Genomic DNA, 23,336 nt, shown 5'->3' on the forward strand with positions numbered 1-23,336 from the left:
TTATTCTGCTATTGCCTCAATAATGTCGTCACTGTATAAAACAGCATCCAGTAAAAAATTAAATATATGCCCAACATGTTGTTCGGGATTTATTTTAGCTAGTTGAACCATCGCCTTATCAATATTATCTACTTCAAACTCTTTTATTAGCGATAAACACTCACCTAAAGTGCCTTTTTCAAGTAGTAACGCATCAGATATTGCAGCATCTAAAGTAAACTCTTTAACTATGTCTTTTAAATCGCCATCTAAAATGGCATCAAGCACAGAAAACAAACCCACTAGATACCCTTGCTCGGTCAGCTCTTTATTATTTTGCTCTAAAATAAGCGACATAAATTGAGCCCGCGTTAAAGCAAGCTTAGTTAATTCGGTTGGTTTTTCGACCCCCAACTCACTAATTGCTAATACACGAACAAATTGCCTTATTGTATCTTCACCTAAATAAATAACCGCTTGTGAAATAGAAGTAATAACTAAATTTGCTTTTCCTGAACGCGCGTTAGCCAGCTTTAAAACCCTGGCTGTTATGGCTACATCTCTGGCCACTCGTTGATGAACTTCTTTAAAGCAAAGTTTTTGTTTTGCTGTAAAACGCAATAGATCAAAAACAGTTAACTTTGAAGGCTCTACACCTTTATACGTAATCATTTCTGGGCGAGAGAAAAAGAACCCCTGAAATAAATCACAGCCTGCCAATTTTAATATATTAAATTGTTCATGCGTCTCTATTCGTTCAACAATTATTTTTGCATGTGGATTTGCGCGTTTTATTTTTTTAATGCGCATATTGGTTTTAATAACCGGATCATCTATCTCAATTTTTATGTAATCAACATGTGCTAATAGTGGCTCCCATTTTGGATCGCCATCGTAATCATCAAGTGCAAAAACATACCCTTCTTTTTTAAGTTCTTGCACACGCTCAGCAACCGCAGGAATATTGCCCGTGCGCTCTACTATTTCAATAACACTATTTTCTGGCAATAAAAGTTTGGGAAAGTTATCGAGAATAGTTTCTGATGACAAGTTTATAAAAGCTAAATGATGCGCGGTAAGTCTATCTAAACCTACCAACATTAATGCATTAAAAAATAGGCGGCTTGTCGCATGCACATCAGAAGTGCCCACAGGAAACGCATTGTTGGCTGAGTCTCGATAAAGCAGTTCGTACGAGAAAACATTCTGGTCTATATCAAAAATAGGTTGCCGCGCGACAAACTGAGTTATTTTTTGTACCTCATCAGGTATGTTATTTAATTTCACTTGGCTCTAAACCTATAAATAAGAGATGGCAAAACAGCCAATAATATGTGTACTTTAATGCAACTCGCATAAGATAAACATAGTCGTCATTGCAAAAATGTTAAAATTACACAACACTAATATAAAAATATTAATATAAAAGGTGGAGATTTGGCTAACTTTATTCGGTTATTAGTACTGAGCCCTCTACTATTTGTATCTTTTAGCTATGCCAGCATTAACCCTACTCCCCTCAAATACAATGTTAGCGCGTCAGGTAGTCATTATCCATATTATACAAATGATCCAGAAAAGCCTGGTGTATTACCCGAAATTATTGAAAAAGCACTCGATGATGCAAATGTTGCAGCTTCTCATATCGACCTACCCACAAAGCGTATTACCAAATATTTACAAGATGAAATAATCGATTTTGATGTTATTTCATTAGAATGGCTTCCAAAGGATGAGAGAAATGACTCTCGTTATGTTTTTTCAGAGCCCCTTATTTATGCCACAGAAATGATTGTTACCTTGCCTCAAAATGCCCGGAACTGGCAAAGCGCTGATAGCTTAAAGGGCAAAAATATAGGAACGGTACTAGGTTACTATTACTTTAATGATAACACCTTTGAGCGTGTTGACTTTCCATCCGAGAAAGAACTTATGACCGCTCTATCAAGAAACCGTGTAGAAGCAGCACTAGTAGGTAAGTTAACTGCACTCTATTGGGCAAAGCAATTAGAGATAAACATTGCCTTTGGCGCACAGCATTCCCATGGTTTTTTAAGAATTCGTTTATTGAGCAAACATAAAGGGTTATTGCCCCAAATAAACCTAGCAATTAAAAACCTTCACGCTCAAGGATATATAAAAAGTATTGAAGATAAGTATATGAGTAATATACCCACACAAAATTAAGGGACTAATGGCGCAGAGCTCGTGTTTTGGAGTATAATAGCAGCAAATGTTAACTCGACCAGAATCAGAAAGAGCCCCATGAGTATTGAAAAAGCCTTAATCGAACGTAGTAATAATCAATGTGAATTGTGTGCAGCCACCGAGAACTTATCTGTTTATGAAGTACCACCGGTAACTGAAACCCACTCAGATAAATGTATTTACACGTGTCAAACATGTAAAGATCAAATCGAGAATAACAGCGAAATAACGCCTACACATTGGCACTGTTTAAACGATAGCATGTGGAGCCAAACTCCTGCAGTACAAGTTGTAGCTTACAGAATGCTTTCGCGTTTAGCGCCTGATAATGGCTGGGCACAAGATGCGCTAGACATGATTTACCTTGAAGAAGACACGCTAATCTGGGCTAAAAAAGCACTTGCCGAAGATGACGATTTAAAGCATGTAGATAGCAACGGTGTAGTACTTCAAGCAGGCGATACTGTTACCCTAATTAAAGACTTAGACGTTAAAGGCAGTAGCCTTACCGCTAAACGTGGAACAGCTGTTCGTAATATTGGCCTAACCAGCAACCCTGAACATATTGAAGGGCGAGTTGACGGCCAGCGCATTGTTATTTTAACTAAGTTTGTTAAAAAATAATCGTTTGTTTTTAATTATTAAAGGCGCTAATGCGCCTTTTTTTATGTTTAAAATAAGTTAAGGAATGATTAAGTAACTAGGTAATACACTAAGGACATAATATTGAGTAAGGATAACCAACATGGAAAAGCATCAAGCAGTATCTTCGCGTAAAAAGGCAGTTGCAGGGATTGGCTTATTGGCGCTTAGCGCTTTTGCAGTAACTGGCTGCGGTGAGCAAACTAAATCGACTGAAAACACAGAAATTGCAGAAGCAATAACCAGCCTAACTATTCAAGCTAGCTACAAAGATCGCAGTATGCTTCGCCCTGGCTCGCAATTAATAGTTACGCTTTCCAATGTATCTAAAATGGATGTAAAAGCCGATATAATCACACAAGAAGTGATTGATGTAACCCAAGCCCCGCCATTTACCGTTGAGCTAATTTATGATGCCAGCAAAATTAGCGATAAACATCGCTATAGCCTAAGCGCCAGAATTATAAATAAAGACAAAGTGCTTTACACAAGTACAACAAATCATGACCCGTTTGCAGAATCACAGTTAACTACCCCCTATAAAATTGAGCTTTCAAAAGTGTCGACTCAAAAACCCGATGTAACACTCACAAATACTTACTGGAAAGCAATAACAATAAATGCTCAAACTGTGAATGTTACAACTAAAGAACCATTCATTCAGTTCAATAAAGACCACCGCGTTAATGGCTTTTTAGGCTGTAATAATTTTAGCGGAAGCTATAGTACCGAGCAGCAAACAATTGCACTTAGTCAGCTAGCAAGTACAAAAAAGATGTGCTCGGATAATATGAGCCAAGAAGCGGCTATGTCTGACGTACTTAGCAAAACTTCAAAGTGGGAAATAACAGGTGAATCACTAAAACTTAAAAACAGTCGCGGTAATACGCTTGCTACTTTTAGTGCGGTTTATTTTAATTAATATTTAGCTCCCTTATATATATTACCTAACACATTCGTATTGATTTTAAATAAAATGCCCAGCAAAGCTGGGCATTTTATTATTCGTTATAAGCGCTATTTAAAGTTACTCATCAACGAGTTGTTCACTTCTGTAAAAACCACTTGGCTCACTTAACAAACTAACAAGTTCAGGCATTATTGCATCCATTGTTTGCTTTAGCTTCCATGGAGGATTAATTACAATCATGCCCGATGCTGTCATACCGTGTACGTCAGTATCCGCTTCAGTGCCTAATTCAAATAACTGAATGTTGCGCATTCCTGAATCAATTAAGCCCTGCTCCATATTATCAATCCGCTCTCTATCTACAACCGGATACCAAATCATGTAAGTACCTGTAGCAAAACGCTGATGAGCTTTAACTAAGGTTTTTACAACCGTTTCGTAGTCATCTTTAATTTCGTATGGAGGGTCAATTAACACACACGCTCTGCGAGATGCTGGTGGTAATAAACCAACTAAACCTGCAAAACCATCCTCTCCACGTACACGAATAGATCGCTTACCTTGCATGTTTTCTTCAAGTAATAATAAATCGCGAGGGTGCAGTTCAAAAAACCAACCCTTATCTTGGCGGCGTAAGTAGTGCTCTGCAATTTTTGGTGAACCTGGATAAAACGCAAGTTCGTCAGTGTCGTTAAATGACTTAATTAATTCAATGTATTCATTAAGCTCAGCATGCTCACTTTTATGATGCCAAAGTTTTTCAATACCATCTTGATACTCTTGCGTTTTTTGCGCATCGGCAGCTGCAAGTTCAAAAAAGCCAGCACCTGAATGTGTGTCTATATAATCAAGCGGTTTATCTTTAATTGTTTGATAATTTAGCACTTGTGCCAGTACTAAGTGTTTAAGTACATCGGCAGGATTACCCGCATGAAATGAGTGTCTGTAACTAAGCATTATTTATTTTCGCCATACGCAATTTAATATCGTAAGTGAACCATAAGCACTAGGCTTTGGCAACTTACACCAAGATAAGAGAGTGTTTAAGTGAACCATTTCTGAATGAAAAAGCCCATATGCTGAATTATCCCTTAACGCAAAAGAAAAATCAGCTAAAACCACCGTAAATGCTGGCAAATCAACACACTTTGCTTTACATTTGCATGACATTAATTACAGTTATATGAGCGCCTTTATGAATAACACTACTCTTCAACAACTCGAACAACTGATCGATTCTTTAATCGAACGTAATAACCAATTACAAACAGATGTTGTTACTTTAAAAGAACAGAACACTAAACTAAGCGATGACAACGAATTGCTACAACTTGAAGCTTTAGAAAATGAAGAAAAGCAAAAAGATGCCAGCACTACTTTATCTGGTCTTCTTGATAAGTTACAAAGCGCACAACAGGCTAGCTAATGTCTGAGCTGCAAAACCAGCGGGTCACTGTTGAGTTGCTAGGTAAAGAGCAGCAATTTGCTTGCCCTGAAGGGCAGGAAGATGCATTAATAGCAGCAGCTAAAAATCTAAATGACTTAGTTGAGCAAATGAAGCAACGCTCAACCGTTAGAAACGATCAAAAAGCCCTACTAATGGCAGCATTAAACTTAAGCCACGAATTGCTAGAAGCAAAAACACAGGCTACAGTTGAGCAACAGCATCAAGACCAAATGATTGATAAACTCAGTCAGCATTTGGCAAATGACCCCAAACACAAAAAATAAAAAGCGCATACTGCGCTTTTTGTTTATTATTAAAGTAATTAAACATCAGCGTAGAGATAATAAATGAAATTAAAACTTTCAAACATAGCCTCTTCATGTAAGCACTTACTATTAGCATGCACTTTATTATCAATAGTACCTAGCACCTATGCTGCCGTCACTTGGAATACAATAAACCCTCATATTCAGTTTTTAAAGCAACAAGACAAGCTTCGCTTTTACGACTCTAACCAAGTATTAATTGAAGGCGAAAAATGTGCCCTACTTGTTGATACGAGCGCCAATTTTGCCGCAGTTGAACAACTTGCTGAAGATTTAAAGAAACGCCTTAAAACACCTTTATGCTATTTAGTGGCTACCCACTACCATGACGATCACTTGCTGGGCATGGCGGTTATGCAAAATTTTTACCCTGATGCTAAGCTCATTGTTCATCAGCAGGTAAATAAAAATTTTAACCTTTATCAAACAGCATATACCGACAAACTAGACACGTATGAAAAGAGCATTGAGCTGAGCTACCAACGATTAGCGAATGTGCCCAAAGAAGAGCAAGCTAAATGGCGAAATAAGTTAGAGCTTGCAAAAAAACGACTTTTTCGCTGGCAGGAGTATCAGCTTAGCAAACCCGAAATAGTAATTGATAGTCGTAAAGTTATCGACCTTGGTGATTTTGAGGTAACGCTTGAGCCGCAACAAGCCCATACTAACGGCGATTTAACTATTACTACTAATAATGGCAGTGTGCTGATTGGTGGCGATATCGTTGACTGGCTTCCTTATCCTGGACACGGTGAACTTAAAAGTTGGCAAACGTTGCTTAAGCAATATATTAACGACGAAAAGCTCACTATTATTTTACCTGGGCACGGCGGCACATTAACAAAAGAGCAGCTGAAACAGCCTCTATCATTTTTAACAGCCATAATAGAGCACGTTAAAAACAATAAAGATCAAAGTATTGAGCAGTTAATGCTATCGTTTCCTGAATCAGTTATTGAGCCTTATAAACAAGAAGCGCTTAATATAAAATCGAGTAACTTCTTTTTACAAGCTGGCCTAAATCGCGCAAAAAGCGCAGAATAACTCAACACAACGGATTGTGTTAAAATAACAAAAGGAATTTACAAAAGTGATCACTATGCGCAGTTTGGTTTTATGTTGTTTGGGTATTTTGTTATTTGGTTGTCAATCAACGGAGCAAGAACCACAAGAAGCTCCACAAATATTTACTCATTTTGAGCCTGACTATACTTATGATACTGATGATGAAGTAGCTCAAACGCCCCAAGTTAGTGAGCACGTTACGTCACTTCAATTCAAAAAAACAATCGTAAAAAAGCGCCCACCAAAAACCACCGATCTGTGGGTGCATATAGCCAACAATCTACACTTTACGGTTTATCAAAATCGCGCGTTAAAAAAGCGTATCAGCTGGTACGCAAAGCAACCTAACTACTTACAAACTGTGAGTAAACGCGCAGCGCCTTACCTGTATCATATCGTAAAAAAAATTGAGCAAAAGCAACTACCTATGGAGCTCGCTTTACTACCATTTGTAGAAAGCGATTTTAGACCAACGATAGCCTCATCACAGCAAGCTGTTGGTGTTTGGCAGTTAGTTGGCGCAACAGCGCATCACTTTGGAGTTAAGTCAGACCAATGGTACGACGGTCGCCAAGACGTACTTGCTTCAACCGATGCAGCACTTGATTACTTAAGCTACTTACATAAACGCTTTGATGGTAATTGGCTACATGCTTTGGCCGCTTATAACAGTGGTGAGGGCCGCGTTAAACGCGCAATCGAAAAAAATAAAAAACGCGGTAAAAGCACCGATTACTGGTCACTCAGTCTGCCAAAAGAAACCGCCGACTACGTACCCAAGTTACTCGCTTTAAGCTATTTAGTTAAGCACCCACAAAAGGGCATAAAACGCCCAAAGCTTGCATATAAGCCATTTACAACACAGATGAATATAGGCCAGCAGTTCGACTTTTCAGTCATCGCTAAGCTCTCTGGTATAGGTTCAAAGCAGTTACACGCGATTAATCAGGGATATTTAAAAAATCAAAGCTCACCTAACGGGCCGCATACTTTACTGCTTCCTATAGGACAAGAGGCTTTATTAAAAAGTCAGTTTTTTAAATCAAACTTTGCTGGAGAGTACATCGTTAAACAAAACGACACGCTTTACGGTATTGCTAAACGTTTTAGTATGTCGGTAAAAGCTTTAAAACAACTTAATAACAAAAATAATAATTTAATAGGCGTTGGAGAAAAGTTATTAGTTGGACAACCTAAAACCCTGCCAAGCACATTAACAGTTGATTACAAAATTAGCCCTTATTTAGAACACCAAGAGATTGCGATTCCCACCATTGAAATAGATTACGAAGTTAAGTCGGGCGATAGCCTTTGGAGTATAAGTCAGCTTTACGATGTACCTCATAGCGACTTGGCAAAATGGAACAAACTCTCTGCATCTAGCATTTTAAAGCCTGGTACTCAATTAGTGCTGTTTATACCACAGGCTGAAAAGCAAAAAGCAGCCCCAACAAAAAAAGATTTTCTGCTAAATTTACAAAAAACACTAAATCAGCCACGTTAAGTTTATAAACAAGTATATTTCGCGTAAAATTGCGCCCTAACATAGTTATTATTTGAAGAGACAAGCATGCAAATTAGCAAAAATTCAGCAGTTGAATTTCATTACACCCTTAGCGAAGCGGGCGAGCAAATTGAAAGTAGCACAAACGAAGCGCCACTTACTTACATTCATGGCAGTGAAGGCATGCTTCCTGGTTTAGAAAAAGCACTTGAAGGCAAAGAAGCTGGCGAAAAATTTAGTGTAACTCTAGAGCCAAGTGAATCATACGGCGAGCGTGTTGATGACTTAATTCAACGTATTCCGCTTAAGCACCTACAAGGCGACGTTAAAGTATGGAAACCAGGTATGACAGCAATGGTTAGCTCTAACCAAGGTCGTCATCAGGTTACTATTGTTAAGGTTGGTCGTTTTAACGCAGATTGTGATTTAAACCACCCATTTGCTGGTAAAACGCTAACGTTTGACGTTGAAGTTATATCAGTACGTGAAGCAACAAGTGAAGAAGTTTCTCACGGACACGTGCACGCTGAAGGCGGCTGTGGTCACTCTCACTAGTTAGCAATAAAGGAAGTAAGTATGTCTAAAGTTGCAGTCGTTACAGGTGGTACAAAAGGTATTGGCTTAGCCGTAGTTAAGCGTTTGCTAAACAACGGCTATGAAGTACATAACCTTGATATAGAGCTGAGCGAAATCGGTATATTTCATCAGTGTGATGTAAGTGATGTATCGGCGGTACAAAGCTGTATCAACGCTATCTGTGAACAAAGCAAACGTATTGATGTACTTGTTTCTAATGCTGGAAAACACTTAAGCGCAAATATAGAAAGCACCGACGAGCAAACTCTCGATGCACTTTTTGCGCTTAATGTTAAAGGCGCTTATGCCGCAATACAAAGCGTATTGCCAAGCATGAAAGCGCAAAATGGCGGCGCTATTATATTAGTCGCTTCCGATCAGGCAATTATAGGTAAGCAAAACTCTTTTGCGTATAACCTAACAAAACATGCCCTTGCCTCAATGGCTAAAACAACAGCGCTTGATTACGCGGGTTTTAATATTAGAGCAAATGCGGTATGCCCTGGCACAATAGAAACCCCGCTTTTTCATAACGCGATAGATGCGTACTGCGCAAAAAGTGGCGCAAACAAAGCTGAAATAGTTGCCGAGGAAGCAAGTCTTCAACCGCTTAACCGATTAGGTCAAGCCGATGAGGTTGCTGCCCTTGTGAGCTTTTTAGCAAGCGACGATGCCAGCTTTATTACTGGCAGCCTACAAAGCATTGACGGTGGCTACACTGCCCAATGAGTAATGTGCAATGAGCCTAAAAATTATTGACCCACACGTACACTTTTTTAATTTAGTAGAAGGTCAATACTCATGGTTACAAGGCGCTAACCCACCAGCGTGGCCAAATTTAGAAAAAATAAAACAGCCAGTAAGTGCACAGCAACTTGTTAAAAGTACTGACTTTGAGCTAGTAGGGCTTGTTCATATAGAAGCAGGGTTTGATAACACCTCCCCTATTAACGAGCTAAACTGGCTAAGCTCGCATTTAAAAAGCCTTTCATTTAAGGCTATTAGTTACAACCAAATTGACTCATCGGCTGATCAGTTTATAAACTCGTTAGAAGCTTTAGCTCATCTGAGTTTGTGTGGCATTAGAGATATAACCGAAGGTACTGACGCAAAGCGTTTATTAGATGCTAATAGTTTTAAAAACCTAACAATATTATCAGATACCCAACTGCATTTTGAAGCTCAATTTGATATTGAAAATAGCGAAATAACCAAACAAATAGCTTACTACGCTAAACAGCTACCGCAGCTTCAAATTATAATTAATCATGCAGGACTGCCAAGTAATTTAAATGATTGGCGACAAGGTGTTGAGTTACTTGCTCAGCATGACAACATAGCAATTAAATTCTCTGGTTTTGAATTACTTAGGCTCACCAGCGAGCAACAAGCAGCGTGTTTTAGTTTTCTTTTTAATCACTTTGGCAAGCAGCGTATTATGTTTGCTAGCAACTTCCCTGTGTGCCAAATAAATACAAGCTACAACAACCTATGGCACTGCCATAAGGCGTTATGCTCAAACGATAAGACATGGCATGACCTTAGCTATATAAACGCTAAGCACTACTACCAAGTGTAAGTAAAACTAGTTATATTAAACTCTCTTTTTATGATAATACGGCCAATTTATGAAAATGTACTTTTTACTAATCGTTGTATTTTCAGCGCTTCTTCTCAATGGCTGCATATCTCAAAACCCGGACCCGACACCTAAGCTGCAACATGCCCTACTGGCAAAGCCAAATAAAACAGCCGTTAGCAGAGCAATTAAAACACTTGTACATATGCAAGAGACTCAATTAGCTGATGATGTATTTACTACCAGCAGCACAGTAACCCTTAGTAATGTAGATGGTAATAATATTATCGACACGCAAAGTCGCAATACACCCGATCAGTTTGAATTGATGATAAAAGGCAAGCAATGCTATATACGCCACCTTGATAGTAAAGCAACTATTGAACTTAAAGACGTAGAATGTAAAATCAACGAGTTATAACAAGCTTTACCTCCCCCAAACAAGTAAAAGCCGGTAAGTGACTAATCACTTACCGGCTTTTTAATGCATAACCTAAAGTTAGGTTAAAAGGCTATTATTTTATTTCTACGCGTTGAGAACGCATAACAATCTCATCGTTTAATTCAATACCTAACCCAGGCTCTTCTGACACTTCAAAGAAACCATTTTTAGGTTGTGGGTCTTGTAAACATAACTCGCGGTTCCACTTTTTAATCGCATAAGTATGGTGCTCATGAATCAAAAAGTTAGGGATAGCCGTTTCTAAGTGCAGTGATGCTGCTGTTGCAACAGGCCCGCCACATACGTGAGCTTGAATACGCACATCAAAAATATCAGCGTAATCACATACTTTTTTGGTTTCGGTAAAACCACCACACAAACCAATATCTGGCTGTAGTACATCAATACTTTGATCTTCTAAATACGGACGTACACCCCAGCGATTATACAAACGTTCACCACCAGCAATAGGCACATTAACTTTATCTGCTACTTTTGCGTGTAATGAATGGTTTAAATAGTTAACTGGCTCTTCAAAGTACATACAGTCAAATTCTTCTGCAATTTCACCCAACTGAATGGCGGTTGTAACACCCGGTAAACTGTGGCATTCAAAAATAATGTCTACTTCGTCGCCTACTGCTTCGCGAATAGCTTGCATACGCGCACGGTATAGCTTCATTTCAGTACGTGAGATTATTTTTGTACGGTCGTAATAAGTATTGCCGTCTTTATCGTACTGAATTGGATCTACTTTTACTGCATCGTAACCTTCGGCCATCGCCTTTAAAGCCGCTTCTGCATATTCTTGCGGTTGTACTAGCGCTTTAAATTCGCTATCCCAGTCAAACTGTAATTGCGAAGCGTACGTACGTAGTTTGTCGTTAACCTTACCGCCTAATAATTGATATACAGGCAAACCAAGCGCTTTACCTTTTATATCCCAAAGTGCGGTATCAATTGCGCTCATTGCAGCATATACAACTGGTCCGCCGCCTAAACCCCAAAAGCTCTCACGTAACATACGTGACCATAGTTTTTCTGTTTGAAAAGGGTCGTGGCCGATTAAAAAGGCGTCGGCCATTTCTTTAATCATAGCCGCTGCAGCACTGTGACCTAAATCGTATGCAAGGCCCGCTTCGCCAACACCACTAATACCTTCGTCAGTATGAATACGTACAAACACAGGTGTCCAAGAAGGTCTATCAGGACAGTGAATATCAAATACTTCAACGCGATTTACTTTCATTAAAATTCCTTATTAACCGCTATGGGTTATTTTGCAAAACTAGGGTCAAGTCGATACGCTTTACGTAACATCGCAGGCCACGCAAGTTGCCCGCCAGTGCTGCCACTGTGTACTACGTTTGCTTGATTATAAATATTGTCGATTATAGGTTGCGGTACTTCAATCACCTCTTGCGAGCTTGATTGTAGCGCTAATTGGATTTCACACGCTCGCTGTAAATCATAAAAGCGCATAAACGCATCGCCTACCGTTGGCCCTACTGTTAAGCCACCATGATTTACCAATAACATATGGTTAGTACTGCCCAAATCATCTTGCAGCACTTTTCGCTCGTCGTCGTTTACTGCAAGCCCTTCGTAGCCATGATAAGAAAGCGATGGCAGTGAAAACATTGAATACTGGCTAAGCGGTAATAAACCATTTTTTTGTGTAGCGACTGCGATTGTTTCTTTAGTATGAAGGTGAATAACACAATGAGCGTCTTCGCGTACCTCATGAATCGCACTGTGAATAGTAAAACCAGCTGGATTAATACTAAATGGCGTATCGTCAATAATGTTACCGTCTAAGTCGACCTTTACTAAATTAGACGCAGTTACTTCATCAAAGGTTAAACCAAAGGCATTCACTAAGTAATGATCGGTGCCAGGCAAACGTGCTGATAAATGCGTATAGATTAAATCCCCCCAACGAAAGTGCTCTACCAGCCTATAACACGCGGCTAAATCAATACGCAGTTGCCACTCTTGTGCCGATACTTTATTTTTTAAATCGAGTTGGGGTAAATCAAACATAATAAGCCTTTTAAAAACGTACATTATTAACCTGTACGAACAGATGTTTAGAAGTCTAAAGCAGTCTCTATTTTATAGCAAACACCAAACAAAACAGCCACACTATTGTGTGGCTGTTTATAAAACTAAAATACCAATTGCATTAAAATGGTATAGCTGCGTAAATTATTTTACGTTAGCTAGGTAATCTGCAATTGCTTCAAACTCTTCATCAGTTACCGTTGCAACCATTGCTTTCATAGCCATGGTCATACCGTTATTACGTGCACCTGATTTGATGTCTTTCATTTGCGCTACTAAGTAGTCTTTGTTTTGACCGTTTAGTTTAGGGTACATACCCATAATTGGTGCTTTACCTTCAGCGCCATGACAAGTTTGACAATTCTTAGCGGTATAAAGTGCAGCGCCATCGGCAGCAGCTGCATTAAACGAGAAGCTTGCGGCTAAAGTAATGCCCGCGCCTAATAGTAGTGTTTTCATCTTGCTCATTGTATTTACTCTTCTTTTTTGACGGTTAGAAAAACTGTTCTATTGATTGTAGTAAACAATCAAATAAAAAGCATACGTACGAAACGACGCTAGACGATCAACTTAACCAAAAACCGCTAACTCGTTTCTGTCTCACTTTTATATACTTTATCAAATAAAAATGAGCTTACCCTTAATGGACTATTACCACACTATATCATCTGGTACTTCAAAGTCTGCGTACGGGTCATCTTCATCTTTTGGTTTGTTTTCTGGCTCTACATGAAAAACAATATACTTTTCGTCAACTTCAGCCACTTTGCGTGCTGGTTCGTCGTCTAATACGTAAAATTGCCCTTCTAGTACACAAATAGCTAAACGACCGCCCGATAACGCTTTTTGCGTTTTCTCGTTTACGTCGATATTTTTTACTTTATTTTGATAAGTAAAATTAAATGTGCGCTCACCACGAATAGCGTCTTGGTTGTGGTGCTCTAAAATTTGTTTAACACGCGCTTCTTGCTCGCGCTGCTTTAAGCTCACTTGGCGTGTTTGGTTAAGCTCTTCAGCTTTTTTTTGCTGTTCTAGCTTGGTTTGTTGAATATGCTTTTGCAGATCACTTGGGTTGCTAGTAGCCCCTTTCTTTTGCTTTTTTTGTTGCTTACGCTTTTCTGATTTAGCAACTTTAGCATTATGCGATGTTGTTAATCCTGCTTGAAGCAATTGGTCTTGTAATGAACCCATGGCTTTGTTCCACTAAAAACTAATATTATCGCTATTTTAATCACCAACGAGTTCAAATAACAGCGCTATCGACATTAATCTAGCAAACTAGTTAAAACAAACCATGATATAGCGCAATGACTATGGTTTTAATTATGAATTAAAAGCAATTTTTAATACAATACCACGCAACCAATCAGCAAATGCACGAGCCATATAATGCGTTTACCTCATCTACTCGTTTGCTCGGTATTTATATTTTTTGTGCTTTATGCACCCCAACCCCTACTTAGCCTTTTTGCGAGCGAATTTAATGTAGCACCTGCGGTAGCTGGCAGCTTAATGACTGCAACTATGCTGCCCTTAGCCATTGCCCCGCTCGTTTATGGTTTATTTTTAGCAAAAATAAATCCACTACTTATATTACGTATTGCAATGGTGCTTTTAGGCCTTAGCTGCTTACTTTTTATTTATGTACCTAGCTTTGAGCTTTTATTATTAGTCAGATTTTTACAAGGTTTAACGCTCCCCGCAGCTTTAACAGCAATGACTAGCTATATAGGTATGAGCTATAGCGCTGATACACTTCAAAAAAACATGACCCTATATATTGGTAGCAGTATAGTTGGTGGTTACTTTGGTCGTGTGCTCGCAGCTTTGTTTAGCGACTTATGGAATTGGCAGAGCTTTTATTACGTAATTGCTTTTATGCTTATTTGCTTAGCTTTGACAATTAAGCATTCTCGCTTTACAAACCCAGCTACACCGTCGCAGCTCTCCCCTCTGGATTACATTAAACAACTTAAAGAAGGCGCTATCCTTAAAGTGTACGGTGCCGTCTTTTGTATGTTTTTTTGTTTTGCTGCATTACTTAATTACTTAATTACTTACCGTTTATATTACAAAACACGTTTTTAATTACCAATACTCGTGACATAGGTTTAGTTTACAGTGGTTATTTAGTTGGTGCCCTCGCCTCTATTGCTGCACCTTGGTTACTTAAAAAAGTCCCTTCGCCTTGGCATTTATTAACTGCGGTATTTAGTTTTTATAGTGTGAGTATTATTTTATTAATGAGCCACCAGCTTAGCTTATTTTTAATCGCATTTACTTTGTTTTGTGGTGCTATGTTTGTGATTCATTCAACTGCCGCACCGCTCGTTAATAAAATAAGTAAAGCCCCGCCAAGCGTAACCAATGGCGGATATGTATCGTTTTATTACAGTGGTGGGGCATTGGGGTCGTTATTACCCGGTGTGGTATACCAACATCATGGGCAAACAGCGTTTATGTTTACGCTGCTCGCGGTTTGCTTATGCGGTTTATCGTTAATTATGTGGGCTTATTTTGAGGGTAAAAATACAACGCGCGGTTGATGCTTTGTGTGATAAAAAAATGTTTCTAAATCAGCTTTACTAAGCAACCATGTTTGGGTGTTTTCAAACGGATGACAATGAAACAAATCACCACCCCAAATATCTTGATCAACCCATAAGCTCACTTCGTTTTGCTTATCATTTAAAAGAGCCAACATAGATACACACCCAGGAGCCACTTTTAAATACGTTGCTAAGCGTTCACTCGATGCAAACCCTAAACGCGAAAGCCCTTGTTGCTTTGATAGTGCCTTTAAATCGAGTTGCTTATTGTGCGCTGTAATGGCTAAAAAGTGTCGCTTGCCTTCGTTATCGCGTAAAAACAGGTTTTTAAGACGAGTACCTGGGCGCTCAATCATAAACTCATCAGCCGCTAAGCTAGTATGTAGCGGCGGATCCTCTATTACATCATAGTTAATATCTAGGTGCGCCAAAAGCTCTGCTAACTTAGTTTTATCAGCCAACATATTACAAACAACGCCCTCTTAGCTGTACACTCAAATCTCGCCATAAAACATCATTAACTTCATGTTTGTTATCGCAGTATTTACGCTCTTTTAGCTCTTGGTTCAATAATTCAACTGCTTGGTCTTCTAGCTGTAACTTTAGAATGCTCGATTCTTCAAAATGCTCTTTCTCTATATACTGCTTAACCTCACCACGGCTTGGTCTATTGTTAGGACCACGGTCTAGGTTAAAGTTTTCACGATGCTTAGCTTTTACCGAAACAACATAAGCAAAAAGCTTATTGCCTTGCTCATCTTGCTTTTCGTGAAACTGTTTATTATTTATTTCAAAAGGCGGCTCATCATTTGAGGCACAGCCAGCGAGTAAAACCATAAGCGCTAGAACACATTTTTTCATTGTTTTTTATCGTTTTAGTTTTGAATTAAGCCGAGTCTAACAAAAATTGACGTAAACAGTGAAAATTTACGAAAAAATACTTGACCAATTTTATAAAAAAACTTAAAGTTCGTCCCGCTTGGAACTCAGCAGTCAAGCAGTTACATTATATGTAACTTAGGAATGTGGGGCTATAGCTCAGCTGGGAGAGCGCCTGCCTTGCACGCAGGAGGTCAGCAGTTCGATCCTGCTTAGCTCCACCACTTTCCTACTCCTTTTCAAATTCGCTCTACTCTTCTATTTTTCCATTGTTTTATTATTTTTTGATACCCTACTATTTTAATTTCTCATTATATATAATTTTAAATTTATCCATTCAACTTGTGTCTTTACAAGTTCTTAGCTATACATAATGTCACACATTAGTACTTTAGGCTTAACATGGACAACCCTAAGCGTTCGACGCTAAAAAAGCTAGCTGCTATAGGTTTAACAGCTGGTGCAATAACACATGCGCCTTATGTTTTTGCCCGAAAAAAAGTCACATTAAGAGTGCTTGGTACGCATGTAACACTCCAAGAGGCTATCCGCAAACAAGCGATGAGTGACTTGGGTATTAATATAGAATTTACTCCCGCAGGCAGCGCTGCCGTTTTGCAAAAGGCATCAATGGACCCTAGCTCCTTTGATTTATACGAACAATGGTCAAACAGCATTAATGTGCTTTGGGATGCAGGTTCTATACAGCCAATAGAAAAAAAACGACTCACCTACTTTAACGAGATAAATCCACTTACTAAAACGGGAAAATTAACCGAAACTGCAAGTATTGGTGCAGGTGATGCTCCCTATAAATTATTAAATGTTCAACCCGATGGCACATTAAGCGCACAAGAAAGCGATCATATTAGCTTTTTACCTTATGTGCATAATGTTGACTCTTTTGGTTACAACACCGATTTTATTAAGCCCGGTATAGCATACGAAACAGAAAGCTGGAGTTGGCTGCTTGATGACGAGAACAGAGGTAAAGTAGCTATCGTAAATGCGCCTACCATTGGACTCTTTGACCTAGCCCTAGCAGCGCAAAGTAAAGGGCTTATAAAATTTAACAATATAGGTGCGATGACTCGCCCAGAACTTGATAGATTATTTAGTATATTACTCGACTTTAAACGCCAAGGTCACTTTAGTGGCTATTGGAACTCGGTTCCTGAGTCGATTGAATTTATGAGAAGTAAGCGAGCCCATATAGAAAGTATGTTTTCGCCTGCCGTCTCTGCGTTAAACAGCCAAAATATTAATGTTCGTTTTGCCGCGCCAAAAGAAGGCTACCGAGGCTGGCATGGTGTTATGTGTTTATCGTCACAAACACAAAGTAGCGTAAAAGATGCAGCTTACGATTATATGAATTGGTGGCTTTCAGGCTGGCCTGGTGCATTTATTGCTCGCCAAGGTTATTACATTAGTAACCCACAACGCTCTAAACTACTCTTATCGCCAGCCGAATGGGATTACTGGTACGGTGGAAAAGTAACAAGTATAGATTTATTAAATACAAATGGCGACGTAGCAGTAAAAGCAGGTGGACAACGTAATGGCGGTAGTTACCATAAACGCTTTAGCAATGTAGCAGTATGGAATACAGTTATGCCAACCTATGACTACAGCCTGCAAAAATGGTATGAGTTGATTAGCCGATAATGATAATAAATTCAATTAAATCAAAAATAATATTAGCTTTGTGTTCGCTGATTGGATTACTTCTTTTACAAAGCTATTTGTTTAACTATTCGCAAACGTCCTTACTTAACTTGCAAAAGTCGCAGCATAACGCGCTTATTCAAAGTGAAGCTGTGAATCACTTAGAAAACGATATTATTTCCCTGCAAGGGCATGCAGTTTCATTTATTGACAATGCAAATGAAAATACAATTACCAAATTTAATTTTTATTTAAATAAGGCAAATCTAAATCTCGAGCAGCTAAAAACAAACACTCAAAACCAGACCTCTGAGTATCAAAACTCACTAATACGCCTTGGCGAGTATCTAAATAATTACCAAGATACATTTGGCCAAGTTGTCGTAAACAGACAAAAACGCGAACACCTTTACACTACTCAGTTCAAACAGCCAATTGATGACCTACAGGTAACAATTAGTGATTTAGAAGGGTCTTCAAACAATGATAATAAAGTTATTTTTAACGATGTTTTACTCACAATAAGTAATTTAAAACACGCAATTATAAGCTATCTCTATAAACCTAATTTTGATGAAGCACAAAATGTAAAACAAAACTTAAATCACTTACATAAAAAACTAACGAGCACCTCTGTAATAAATGAATCCCTCTCCAATAAAACAACAAGCTTAAAACAAGCTTATAACCAACTTGTATTACTCACCCGTAGCTACACTTTTTCTGTAAATGTAGTGCTTACAGGCATAGAAAACGAATTGCTGTATTTAACTAATGAAATTAAAAATATAGAAAAAAATAAACTAACCGACACAGAAGAGCTACTAAGTAGCCACTTAGCAAAAAATACAGAACAGGCAAATATATTTGCCGTTTTAATTATGTTAATCATTTTATTATTAAGCTATTTTATTTTTAGATCGGTTATAAAACCAATTACTCAGCTCACTTTATTACTTAAAGATATGAATAGCGAAAAGCCAGTAACTATTTCAAATAACAGCCAAAATCAAACTGAAATAGCATCGGTAATAAAAGCAGCAAACGCTTTATATTTAAAAAATAAGCAAACCAAAGAGCTACTCAATGAAACCCGCGTATTAAATTCCCAAATGGAAGCAATGAATGCCGACCTGACGAGTGCTATGGAGCAAACCGATAAAGCCAATAAAACAAAAATAGATTTTGTAGCCAATATGAGTCATGAACTTCGCACCCCAATGAATGGCATATTAGGTATGCTGCAGCTTTTACAAAGCAGTGAGCTTCCCTCAAGACAAAAACATTATGCAGATAAAGCTTTTTCAAGTGCTCAAAATTTATTGCAGATTTTAAATAATATTCTAGATTTTTCTAAACTAGAATCGGAAAAAGTCCAGTTAGAGCAAATCCCTTTTACTTTACATACTATTGTTTCTAACGTTCAAAATTTATTCTCAACAAATGCCAAGCAAAAAGGCTTGCTACTAAATTTCACTTTACACGTTGATGCAGGACTTGAACTTATTGGCGACCCAATGCACTTAAGCCAAATAATAAATAATTGTGTAGGTAACGCAATTAAGTTTACAGAGCATGGTGAAATATCATTAATTATAGAAGCGACATCTCAACACGAAAAAACAATAAACCTACGCTTTAGTATAAAAGACACGGGTATTGGGATGACTGAAGAGCAATCAAAAATTATATTTCAGTCTTTCTCGCAAGGTGATTCAAGCACAACAAGAAAGTATGGTGGGACCGGTTTAGGACTCACTATAAGCAAACAATTAACTAAATTGCTGGGCGGAGATATACAAGTAAGGAGCACGATTAATCAAGGTAGCGAGTTTTTCTTTACTCTACCCTTTACTTTATCTGAGCAACAAAAGCTTAAAAAACACGCCTTATTAATTAGCCCCGATAATGAGCAAATTAAAAAATTAATGGACTTACTAAGTGATATAAATATAACGACAGAAACAACACAAGAACCATTAAGGGCCATTGCAAAAATGTCTCAGCCTAGTAGCCCATTTAGTATTGTAATAATGTCGATAGAAAAAAAAGAGCTCAACGATAACTTTATTTTACAACAACTGTACGCTCAAAATAAAAACGTTAATGAAAAATTGACACTGATTTTATTAATTACCGATGAAGAGTCTCCTGAGCCAATTGCAAGAAATGAAAATATAGACATTATAATTATTGGTAATAAAAATAGTGAAGTTGAAATTTTAAGAAAGCTTTCACCAAATAATTTTAAAGAAAAGCAATTAAAGCCTCACCCTAAATTCTCGGGTTTTAATGCATTAGTTGTTGATGATAATAGAATTAACCAAGAAATAGCCTCCGCCCTTTTAGCAAAATTAGATATGACCGTGATCATTGCTGATAATGGACATGATGCATTAGATAAAGTAGAGATAAATGACATCGATATTATTTTTATGGATGTTCAAATGCCAGTTATGGATGGGCTTGAAGCAACAAGCATATTAAGAGAGAGAGGCTACAAAACTCCCATAATTGCCATTACGGCAGCCGCAGATCCTAATGATAAAAAAGCAGCGTTTAGAGCGGGTATGGATGACTTTTTAGTAAAACCGATTATTTTTGATGCGCTTTACGAAAGTATAGAAAAGCATCTGCAAAGTAGCGAATCTCTGAGCACTATAAACCTGCCTTTAGCAAAAGAAAACCTAGAAAACAATGACGAATTGTTAGCTAAATTATTTACTCAGTTTGTCAACGATTACAATGACTTTTCGATTAAAGCTGATATATTAATCAAAAATGGAGAGTTAGAAAGCTTAATTCGACTAGTACATACACTCAAAGGCTTGGCCGGCACATTAGGCTTTGAGCTACTGCAACAAAGTGCGCAAAGTGTTGAGAAAAGCTTAATAGATAAGAAAAGTATTAATTTATCTCATTTTAATGAGCAATTAATACTTACACTTTTTGCTGTAAAACAATTTTTGATAGCTGATAGCTTCAAAAAAGAACATATACAGCAACATGAACTAGAAAACGAAGACTCGGTTATTGATAATATATACTCATTAGCATTAACGGCTCGCCCCGTACCTAGCAGTTTGGTTAGACAGCTAGAAATGAATCAATATGATAGAGGCCACTCTCTATTTAAGCTCAAAGAAGCAATTGATCATTTTAACTACGCGTTAGTAATTGAGCTTATTGATAAGTATAGAAACGATAATAAAAATTAGGCATAACCACTAACCTGAACTAGATTTAATATTGTAAAGAACGCAGAGAAGGACAGATAGTGCATTCAAATTACCTCGCAAACAGTAATGGATTAACCACAGAGAAAAAACATAAACCTTTAATTCTTATTGTTGATGACGAACCTAGTAATTTACACGTATTAGTAGAAGGACTTTTAACTGACTACGATGTACGTATTTCTACTAGTGGTGAGCAGGCTTTGATCTTTATTGAGTCAACTCGGCCTGACTTGATTTTATTAGACATAATGATGCCTGGCATGGACGGCTACGAAGTATGTAATATACTCAAAGCGAAACAAAATACCAAAGGCATCCCCGTCATATTTGTAACTGCGCTTACCGAGGAAGAGTCTGAAGAAAAAGGCTTTGCTATGGGCGCAATTGACTACATACACAAACCTTACAAGCTAGCGCTCGTTAGAGCACGCATTCGCACTCATATTACCGCTCAAGGCATGCTAGATAGGCTTATCGAAAAAAACTTTGACCTGCACGACAAGCTACTTGAAATAGAATCACTAATACAAGAGCTAAGCCAGCGAGAAGAAGAATTAAAAGAGCTCTCATCAAAACAAAAATTATTTTATCAAGCCCTAACGGGAACTGCCGATGGTGTTGTTATTACCGACAGTAACGGAAAAATCATTGCCGTAAACCCTTCATTTTGCCGGATTACAGGTTACTCTGAATCTGACTCCCTGCAAATGCAGTTGCACGATATTAAACAAAATAACCACCCTAGTATTAGCTTTGATCAAGTATGGCATCATGCAAACCAAGCAGGATATTGGAGTGGAGAGCTAGTAACCAGACGAAAAAATGGCGAGCTTTATCCTGAGTTATTAACTCTTAGTATGGTAAGAGGCGAGCAAGATACCAACGTGCACTATATTGGTGTATTTAGTGATATTTCTAGCGTTAAGATAACGCAAGAAAGAATTCACTACCTCACATGGCATGATGAACTTACAGGTTTGCCCAACCGAAATGGTTTTTTAAAGCAGTTGGAGCAGCAACTTCAGGTTTGTAGTACCGAAAATAGTTATGCCTATATTTATATTATTGACATAGACAGCTTCCACTCAATAAATGATGGATTAGGCCTACTCGCTGGCGATAACATTTTAAAAGAATTAACTAAACGAATTCATTCTAAGGTGAATAAAAAAGATGTTATTGCTCGCTTAGGCAGTGATGAATTTGCAGTACTGTGTACAGTTGAAAAAGGCGTTGGCAGGATCAGAGCCCAAGCTATGGCTGAAAATAAAGCCCAAGAACTGATCATAAGTGTAAACCACCCCTTTGTCGTTGATGAACAAGACGTTAGCTTAACAGTAAGTATTGGCACGTATATTTTTCCTCGGGAAGATCAGTGGGAAAGTGCTATAGAAACAATCCGTAACTGTGAGGCGGCTTGTTACAAAGCAAAAGAAAAAGGCGGTAATAGAGTTACCTTTTTTGATACTTCGTTTGGCGAGCAAGCAAAACGCCGTTTTGAAATCGAGCAAGATTTACGTAAAGCAATCTCAAATAATGAGTTATCCCTATATTTACAATCCCAATTTGACCGAAGCCAAACCCTTAAAGGGGCTGAGGTTTTATTAAGGTGGGAGCATCCTCAAAAAGGCTTCATTAGCCCTGGTGAGTTTATATCTATAGCCGAAGAGTCAGATATAATTTATGACTTAGATTGCTGGGTAACTTCAAATGCACTTGAAATATTAACGCAACTTAGTAAAACTCACCCTGAGTTAAACCTATCAATTAATGTAAGTGGCAGGCACTTTCATGAAGCGCGTTTTTTAAGCTTTATTAGCCAACAAATAAAGCAACATAGCATTAATCCTCAGCAACTCACTATTGAGATAATTGAAGGTACATTGCTTAACCACATGGAAGCGGCTATTGAGGCTGTTCACTTTCTCAAGAAGCTAGGTATTAGGGTATCAATTGATGACTTTGGTACTGGATATTCGAGTTTAACTTACCTTAAACAATTACCCATACAAGAACTAAAAATTGACCGTTCTTTTGTATTGGAAGCACCGACTGATAATAACGATAAGTTGATTATTGATATGATTGTAAGCTTAGGCCGTTTATTTGAACTCGAGATAGTTGCTGAAGGTGTAGAGAACCAGTCCCACTTTGATTTATTGCAAGAATATCCAGAAGTTATTCTTCAAGGCTATTATTTACACAGGCCTGAACCTGCAAGCGACTGGCTTGAAAAACTAAATTAATTACAGAGTAGTCTGA

General features: G+C 38.1%; 22 protein-coding genes, 1 tRNA gene and 1 pseudogene. 16 read left to right on the top strand and 8 right to left on the bottom strand.

The window, feature by feature from the left end; all coding sequences use genetic code 11:
- Positions 1 to 1,266: an EAL and HDOD domain-containing protein gene (locus tag I6E70_RS03495; RefSeq protein WP_197188030.1), complete on the bottom strand. Its 1,266-nt coding sequence runs from the start codon at positions 1,264 to 1,266 to the stop codon at positions 1 to 3.
- A gap of 150 nt (positions 1,267 to 1,416) precedes the next feature.
- Between I6E70_RS03495 and I6E70_RS03500 the strand changes: the two genes are divergently transcribed.
- The 3 genes from I6E70_RS03500 (at position 1,417) to I6E70_RS03510 (ending at position 3,751) form a co-directional block, all read left to right on the top strand.
- The gene (locus tag I6E70_RS03500) at positions 1,417 to 2,166 is read left to right on the top strand and encodes a substrate-binding periplasmic protein (RefSeq protein ID WP_197188031.1); all 750 of its coding nucleotides are present in this window, start codon (positions 1,417 to 1,419) and stop codon (positions 2,164 to 2,166) included.
- 78 nt (positions 2,167 to 2,244) lie between these two features.
- Positions 2,245 to 2,811: a PhnA domain-containing protein gene (locus tag I6E70_RS03505; RefSeq protein WP_197188032.1), complete on the top strand. Its 567-nt coding sequence runs from the start codon at positions 2,245 to 2,247 to the stop codon at positions 2,809 to 2,811.
- 121 nt (positions 2,812 to 2,932) lie between these two features.
- On the top strand, positions 2,933 to 3,751 hold the full coding sequence (locus tag I6E70_RS03510; RefSeq protein ID WP_197188033.1) for an META domain-containing protein: 819 nt from the start codon (positions 2,933 to 2,935) through the stop codon (positions 3,749 to 3,751).
- 105 nt (positions 3,752 to 3,856) lie between these two features.
- On the opposite strand, the gene I6E70_RS03515 is transcribed toward I6E70_RS03510, so the two are convergent.
- Positions 3,857 to 4,696 carry a 23S rRNA (adenine(2030)-N(6))-methyltransferase RlmJ gene (locus I6E70_RS03515; RefSeq protein WP_007586449.1) on the bottom strand — a complete coding sequence of 280 codons (840 nt, stop codon included), beginning with the start codon at positions 4,694 to 4,696 and terminating at the stop codon, positions 3,857 to 3,859.
- Between the two features lie 238 nt (positions 4,697 to 4,934).
- On the opposite strand from I6E70_RS03515, the gene I6E70_RS03520 reads away from it, so the two are divergent.
- From I6E70_RS03520 to I6E70_RS03555, 8 genes are all read left to right on the top strand, one after another.
- Complete coding sequence (locus I6E70_RS03520; RefSeq protein WP_007586448.1) at positions 4,935 to 5,165, top strand: hypothetical protein; 231 nt, start codon at positions 4,935 to 4,937, stop codon at positions 5,163 to 5,165.
- Positions 5,165 to 5,470: a cell division protein ZapA gene (locus I6E70_RS03525; protein WP_197188034.1), complete on the top strand. Its 306-nt coding sequence runs from the start codon at positions 5,165 to 5,167 to the stop codon at positions 5,468 to 5,470. Before I6E70_RS03520 ends, I6E70_RS03525 begins: the two co-directional genes overlap by 1 nt.
- A gap of 63 nt (positions 5,471 to 5,533) precedes the next feature.
- Positions 5,534 to 6,556: an MBL fold metallo-hydrolase gene (locus I6E70_RS03530; protein WP_024592487.1), complete on the top strand. Its 1,023-nt coding sequence runs from the start codon at positions 5,534 to 5,536 to the stop codon at positions 6,554 to 6,556.
- A 55-nt stretch (positions 6,557 to 6,611) separates the two neighbouring features.
- The gene (locus tag I6E70_RS03535) at positions 6,612 to 8,081 is read left to right on the top strand and encodes a LysM peptidoglycan-binding domain-containing protein (RefSeq protein ID WP_197188035.1); all 1,470 of its coding nucleotides are present in this window, start codon (positions 6,612 to 6,614) and stop codon (positions 8,079 to 8,081) included.
- Between the two features lie 66 nt (positions 8,082 to 8,147).
- A complete protein-coding gene (locus I6E70_RS03540) occupies positions 8,148 to 8,636 on the top strand; it encodes an FKBP-type peptidyl-prolyl cis-trans isomerase (protein ID WP_007586440.1) in 489 nt (162 codons plus the stop codon).
- Positions 8,637 to 8,657: 21 nt separating this feature from the next.
- Entirely contained in the window at positions 8,658 to 9,386 is a 729-nt protein-coding gene (locus tag I6E70_RS03545; protein WP_010554366.1) for an SDR family NAD(P)-dependent oxidoreductase, read from the top strand.
- Positions 9,387 to 9,396: 10 nt separating this feature from the next.
- The gene (locus I6E70_RS03550) at positions 9,397 to 10,236 is read left to right on the top strand and encodes an amidohydrolase family protein (RefSeq protein WP_197188036.1); all 840 of its coding nucleotides are present in this window, start codon (positions 9,397 to 9,399) and stop codon (positions 10,234 to 10,236) included.
- A gap of 49 nt (positions 10,237 to 10,285) precedes the next feature.
- Positions 10,286 to 10,657, top strand: a complete 372-nt coding sequence (locus I6E70_RS03555; RefSeq protein WP_197188037.1) for a hypothetical protein — start codon at positions 10,286 to 10,288, stop codon at positions 10,655 to 10,657.
- Between the two features lie 94 nt (positions 10,658 to 10,751).
- Here I6E70_RS03555 and I6E70_RS03560 read toward each other — a convergent pair whose 3' ends face one another.
- The 4 genes from I6E70_RS03560 to I6E70_RS03575 all read right to left on the bottom strand — a co-directional run bounded on the left by I6E70_RS03560 (position 10,752) and on the right by I6E70_RS03575 (position 13,933).
- Positions 10,752 to 11,927 carry a mandelate racemase/muconate lactonizing enzyme family protein gene (locus I6E70_RS03560; RefSeq protein WP_007375956.1) on the bottom strand — a complete coding sequence of 392 codons (1,176 nt, stop codon included), beginning with the start codon at positions 11,925 to 11,927 and terminating at the stop codon, positions 10,752 to 10,754.
- A 26-nt stretch (positions 11,928 to 11,953) separates the two neighbouring features.
- The gene (locus tag I6E70_RS03565) at positions 11,954 to 12,721 is read right to left on the bottom strand and encodes a class II aldolase/adducin family protein (RefSeq protein WP_121953742.1); all 768 of its coding nucleotides are present in this window, start codon (positions 12,719 to 12,721) and stop codon (positions 11,954 to 11,956) included.
- A 165-nt stretch (positions 12,722 to 12,886) separates the two neighbouring features.
- Positions 12,887 to 13,210 (bottom strand): c-type cytochrome, encoded by a 324-nt coding sequence (locus I6E70_RS03570; RefSeq protein WP_002957866.1) that lies wholly within the window; start codon positions 13,208 to 13,210, stop codon positions 12,887 to 12,889.
- 183 nt (positions 13,211 to 13,393) lie between these two features.
- On the bottom strand, positions 13,394 to 13,933 hold the full coding sequence (locus I6E70_RS03575) for a DUF2058 domain-containing protein (protein WP_002957867.1): 540 nt from the start codon (positions 13,931 to 13,933) through the stop codon (positions 13,394 to 13,396).
- Positions 13,934 to 14,131: 198 nt separating this feature from the next.
- Here I6E70_RS03575 and I6E70_RS03580 point away from each other — a divergent pair.
- Positions 14,132 to 15,288, top strand: a pseudogene (locus tag I6E70_RS03580) (MFS transporter).
- Here the strand turns inward: I6E70_RS03580 and I6E70_RS03585 are convergent.
- Together I6E70_RS03585 and I6E70_RS03590 are read right to left on the bottom strand one after the other, a co-directional pair.
- Positions 15,255 to 15,755: a prolyl-tRNA synthetase associated domain-containing protein gene (locus tag I6E70_RS03585; RefSeq protein ID WP_197188038.1), complete on the bottom strand. Its 501-nt coding sequence runs from the start codon at positions 15,753 to 15,755 to the stop codon at positions 15,255 to 15,257. The pseudogene I6E70_RS03580 and the gene I6E70_RS03585 overlap by 34 nt on opposite strands.
- Position 15,756: 1 nt before the next feature.
- Positions 15,757 to 16,152 carry a hypothetical protein gene (locus I6E70_RS03590; protein ID WP_024592478.1) on the bottom strand — a complete coding sequence of 132 codons (396 nt, stop codon included), beginning with the start codon at positions 16,150 to 16,152 and terminating at the stop codon, positions 15,757 to 15,759.
- 166 nt (positions 16,153 to 16,318) lie between these two features.
- Here I6E70_RS03590 and I6E70_RS03595 point away from each other — a divergent pair.
- From I6E70_RS03595 to I6E70_RS03610, 4 genes are all read left to right on the top strand, one after another.
- Positions 16,319 to 16,394, top strand: a tRNA-Ala gene (locus I6E70_RS03595).
- Positions 16,395 to 16,572: 178 nt separating this feature from the next.
- Positions 16,573 to 17,835 (top strand): ABC transporter substrate-binding protein, encoded by a 1,263-nt coding sequence (locus I6E70_RS03600; RefSeq protein WP_197188039.1) that lies wholly within the window; start codon positions 16,573 to 16,575, stop codon positions 17,833 to 17,835.
- Positions 17,835 to 21,053: an ATP-binding protein gene (locus I6E70_RS03605; protein WP_197188040.1), complete on the top strand. Its 3,219-nt coding sequence runs from the start codon at positions 17,835 to 17,837 to the stop codon at positions 21,051 to 21,053. Before I6E70_RS03600 ends, I6E70_RS03605 begins: the two co-directional genes overlap by 1 nt.
- Positions 21,054 to 21,112: 59 nt before the next feature.
- Entirely contained in the window at positions 21,113 to 23,320 is a 2,208-nt protein-coding gene (locus I6E70_RS03610; protein ID WP_007586418.1) for a two-component system response regulator, read from the top strand.
- The last annotated feature ends 16 nt before the right edge of the window (positions 23,321 to 23,336 follow it).

Source organism: Pseudoalteromonas sp. NGC95 (assembly GCF_015864705.1).
GTDB lineage: Bacteria > Pseudomonadota > Gammaproteobacteria > Enterobacterales > Alteromonadaceae > Pseudoalteromonas > Pseudoalteromonas arctica.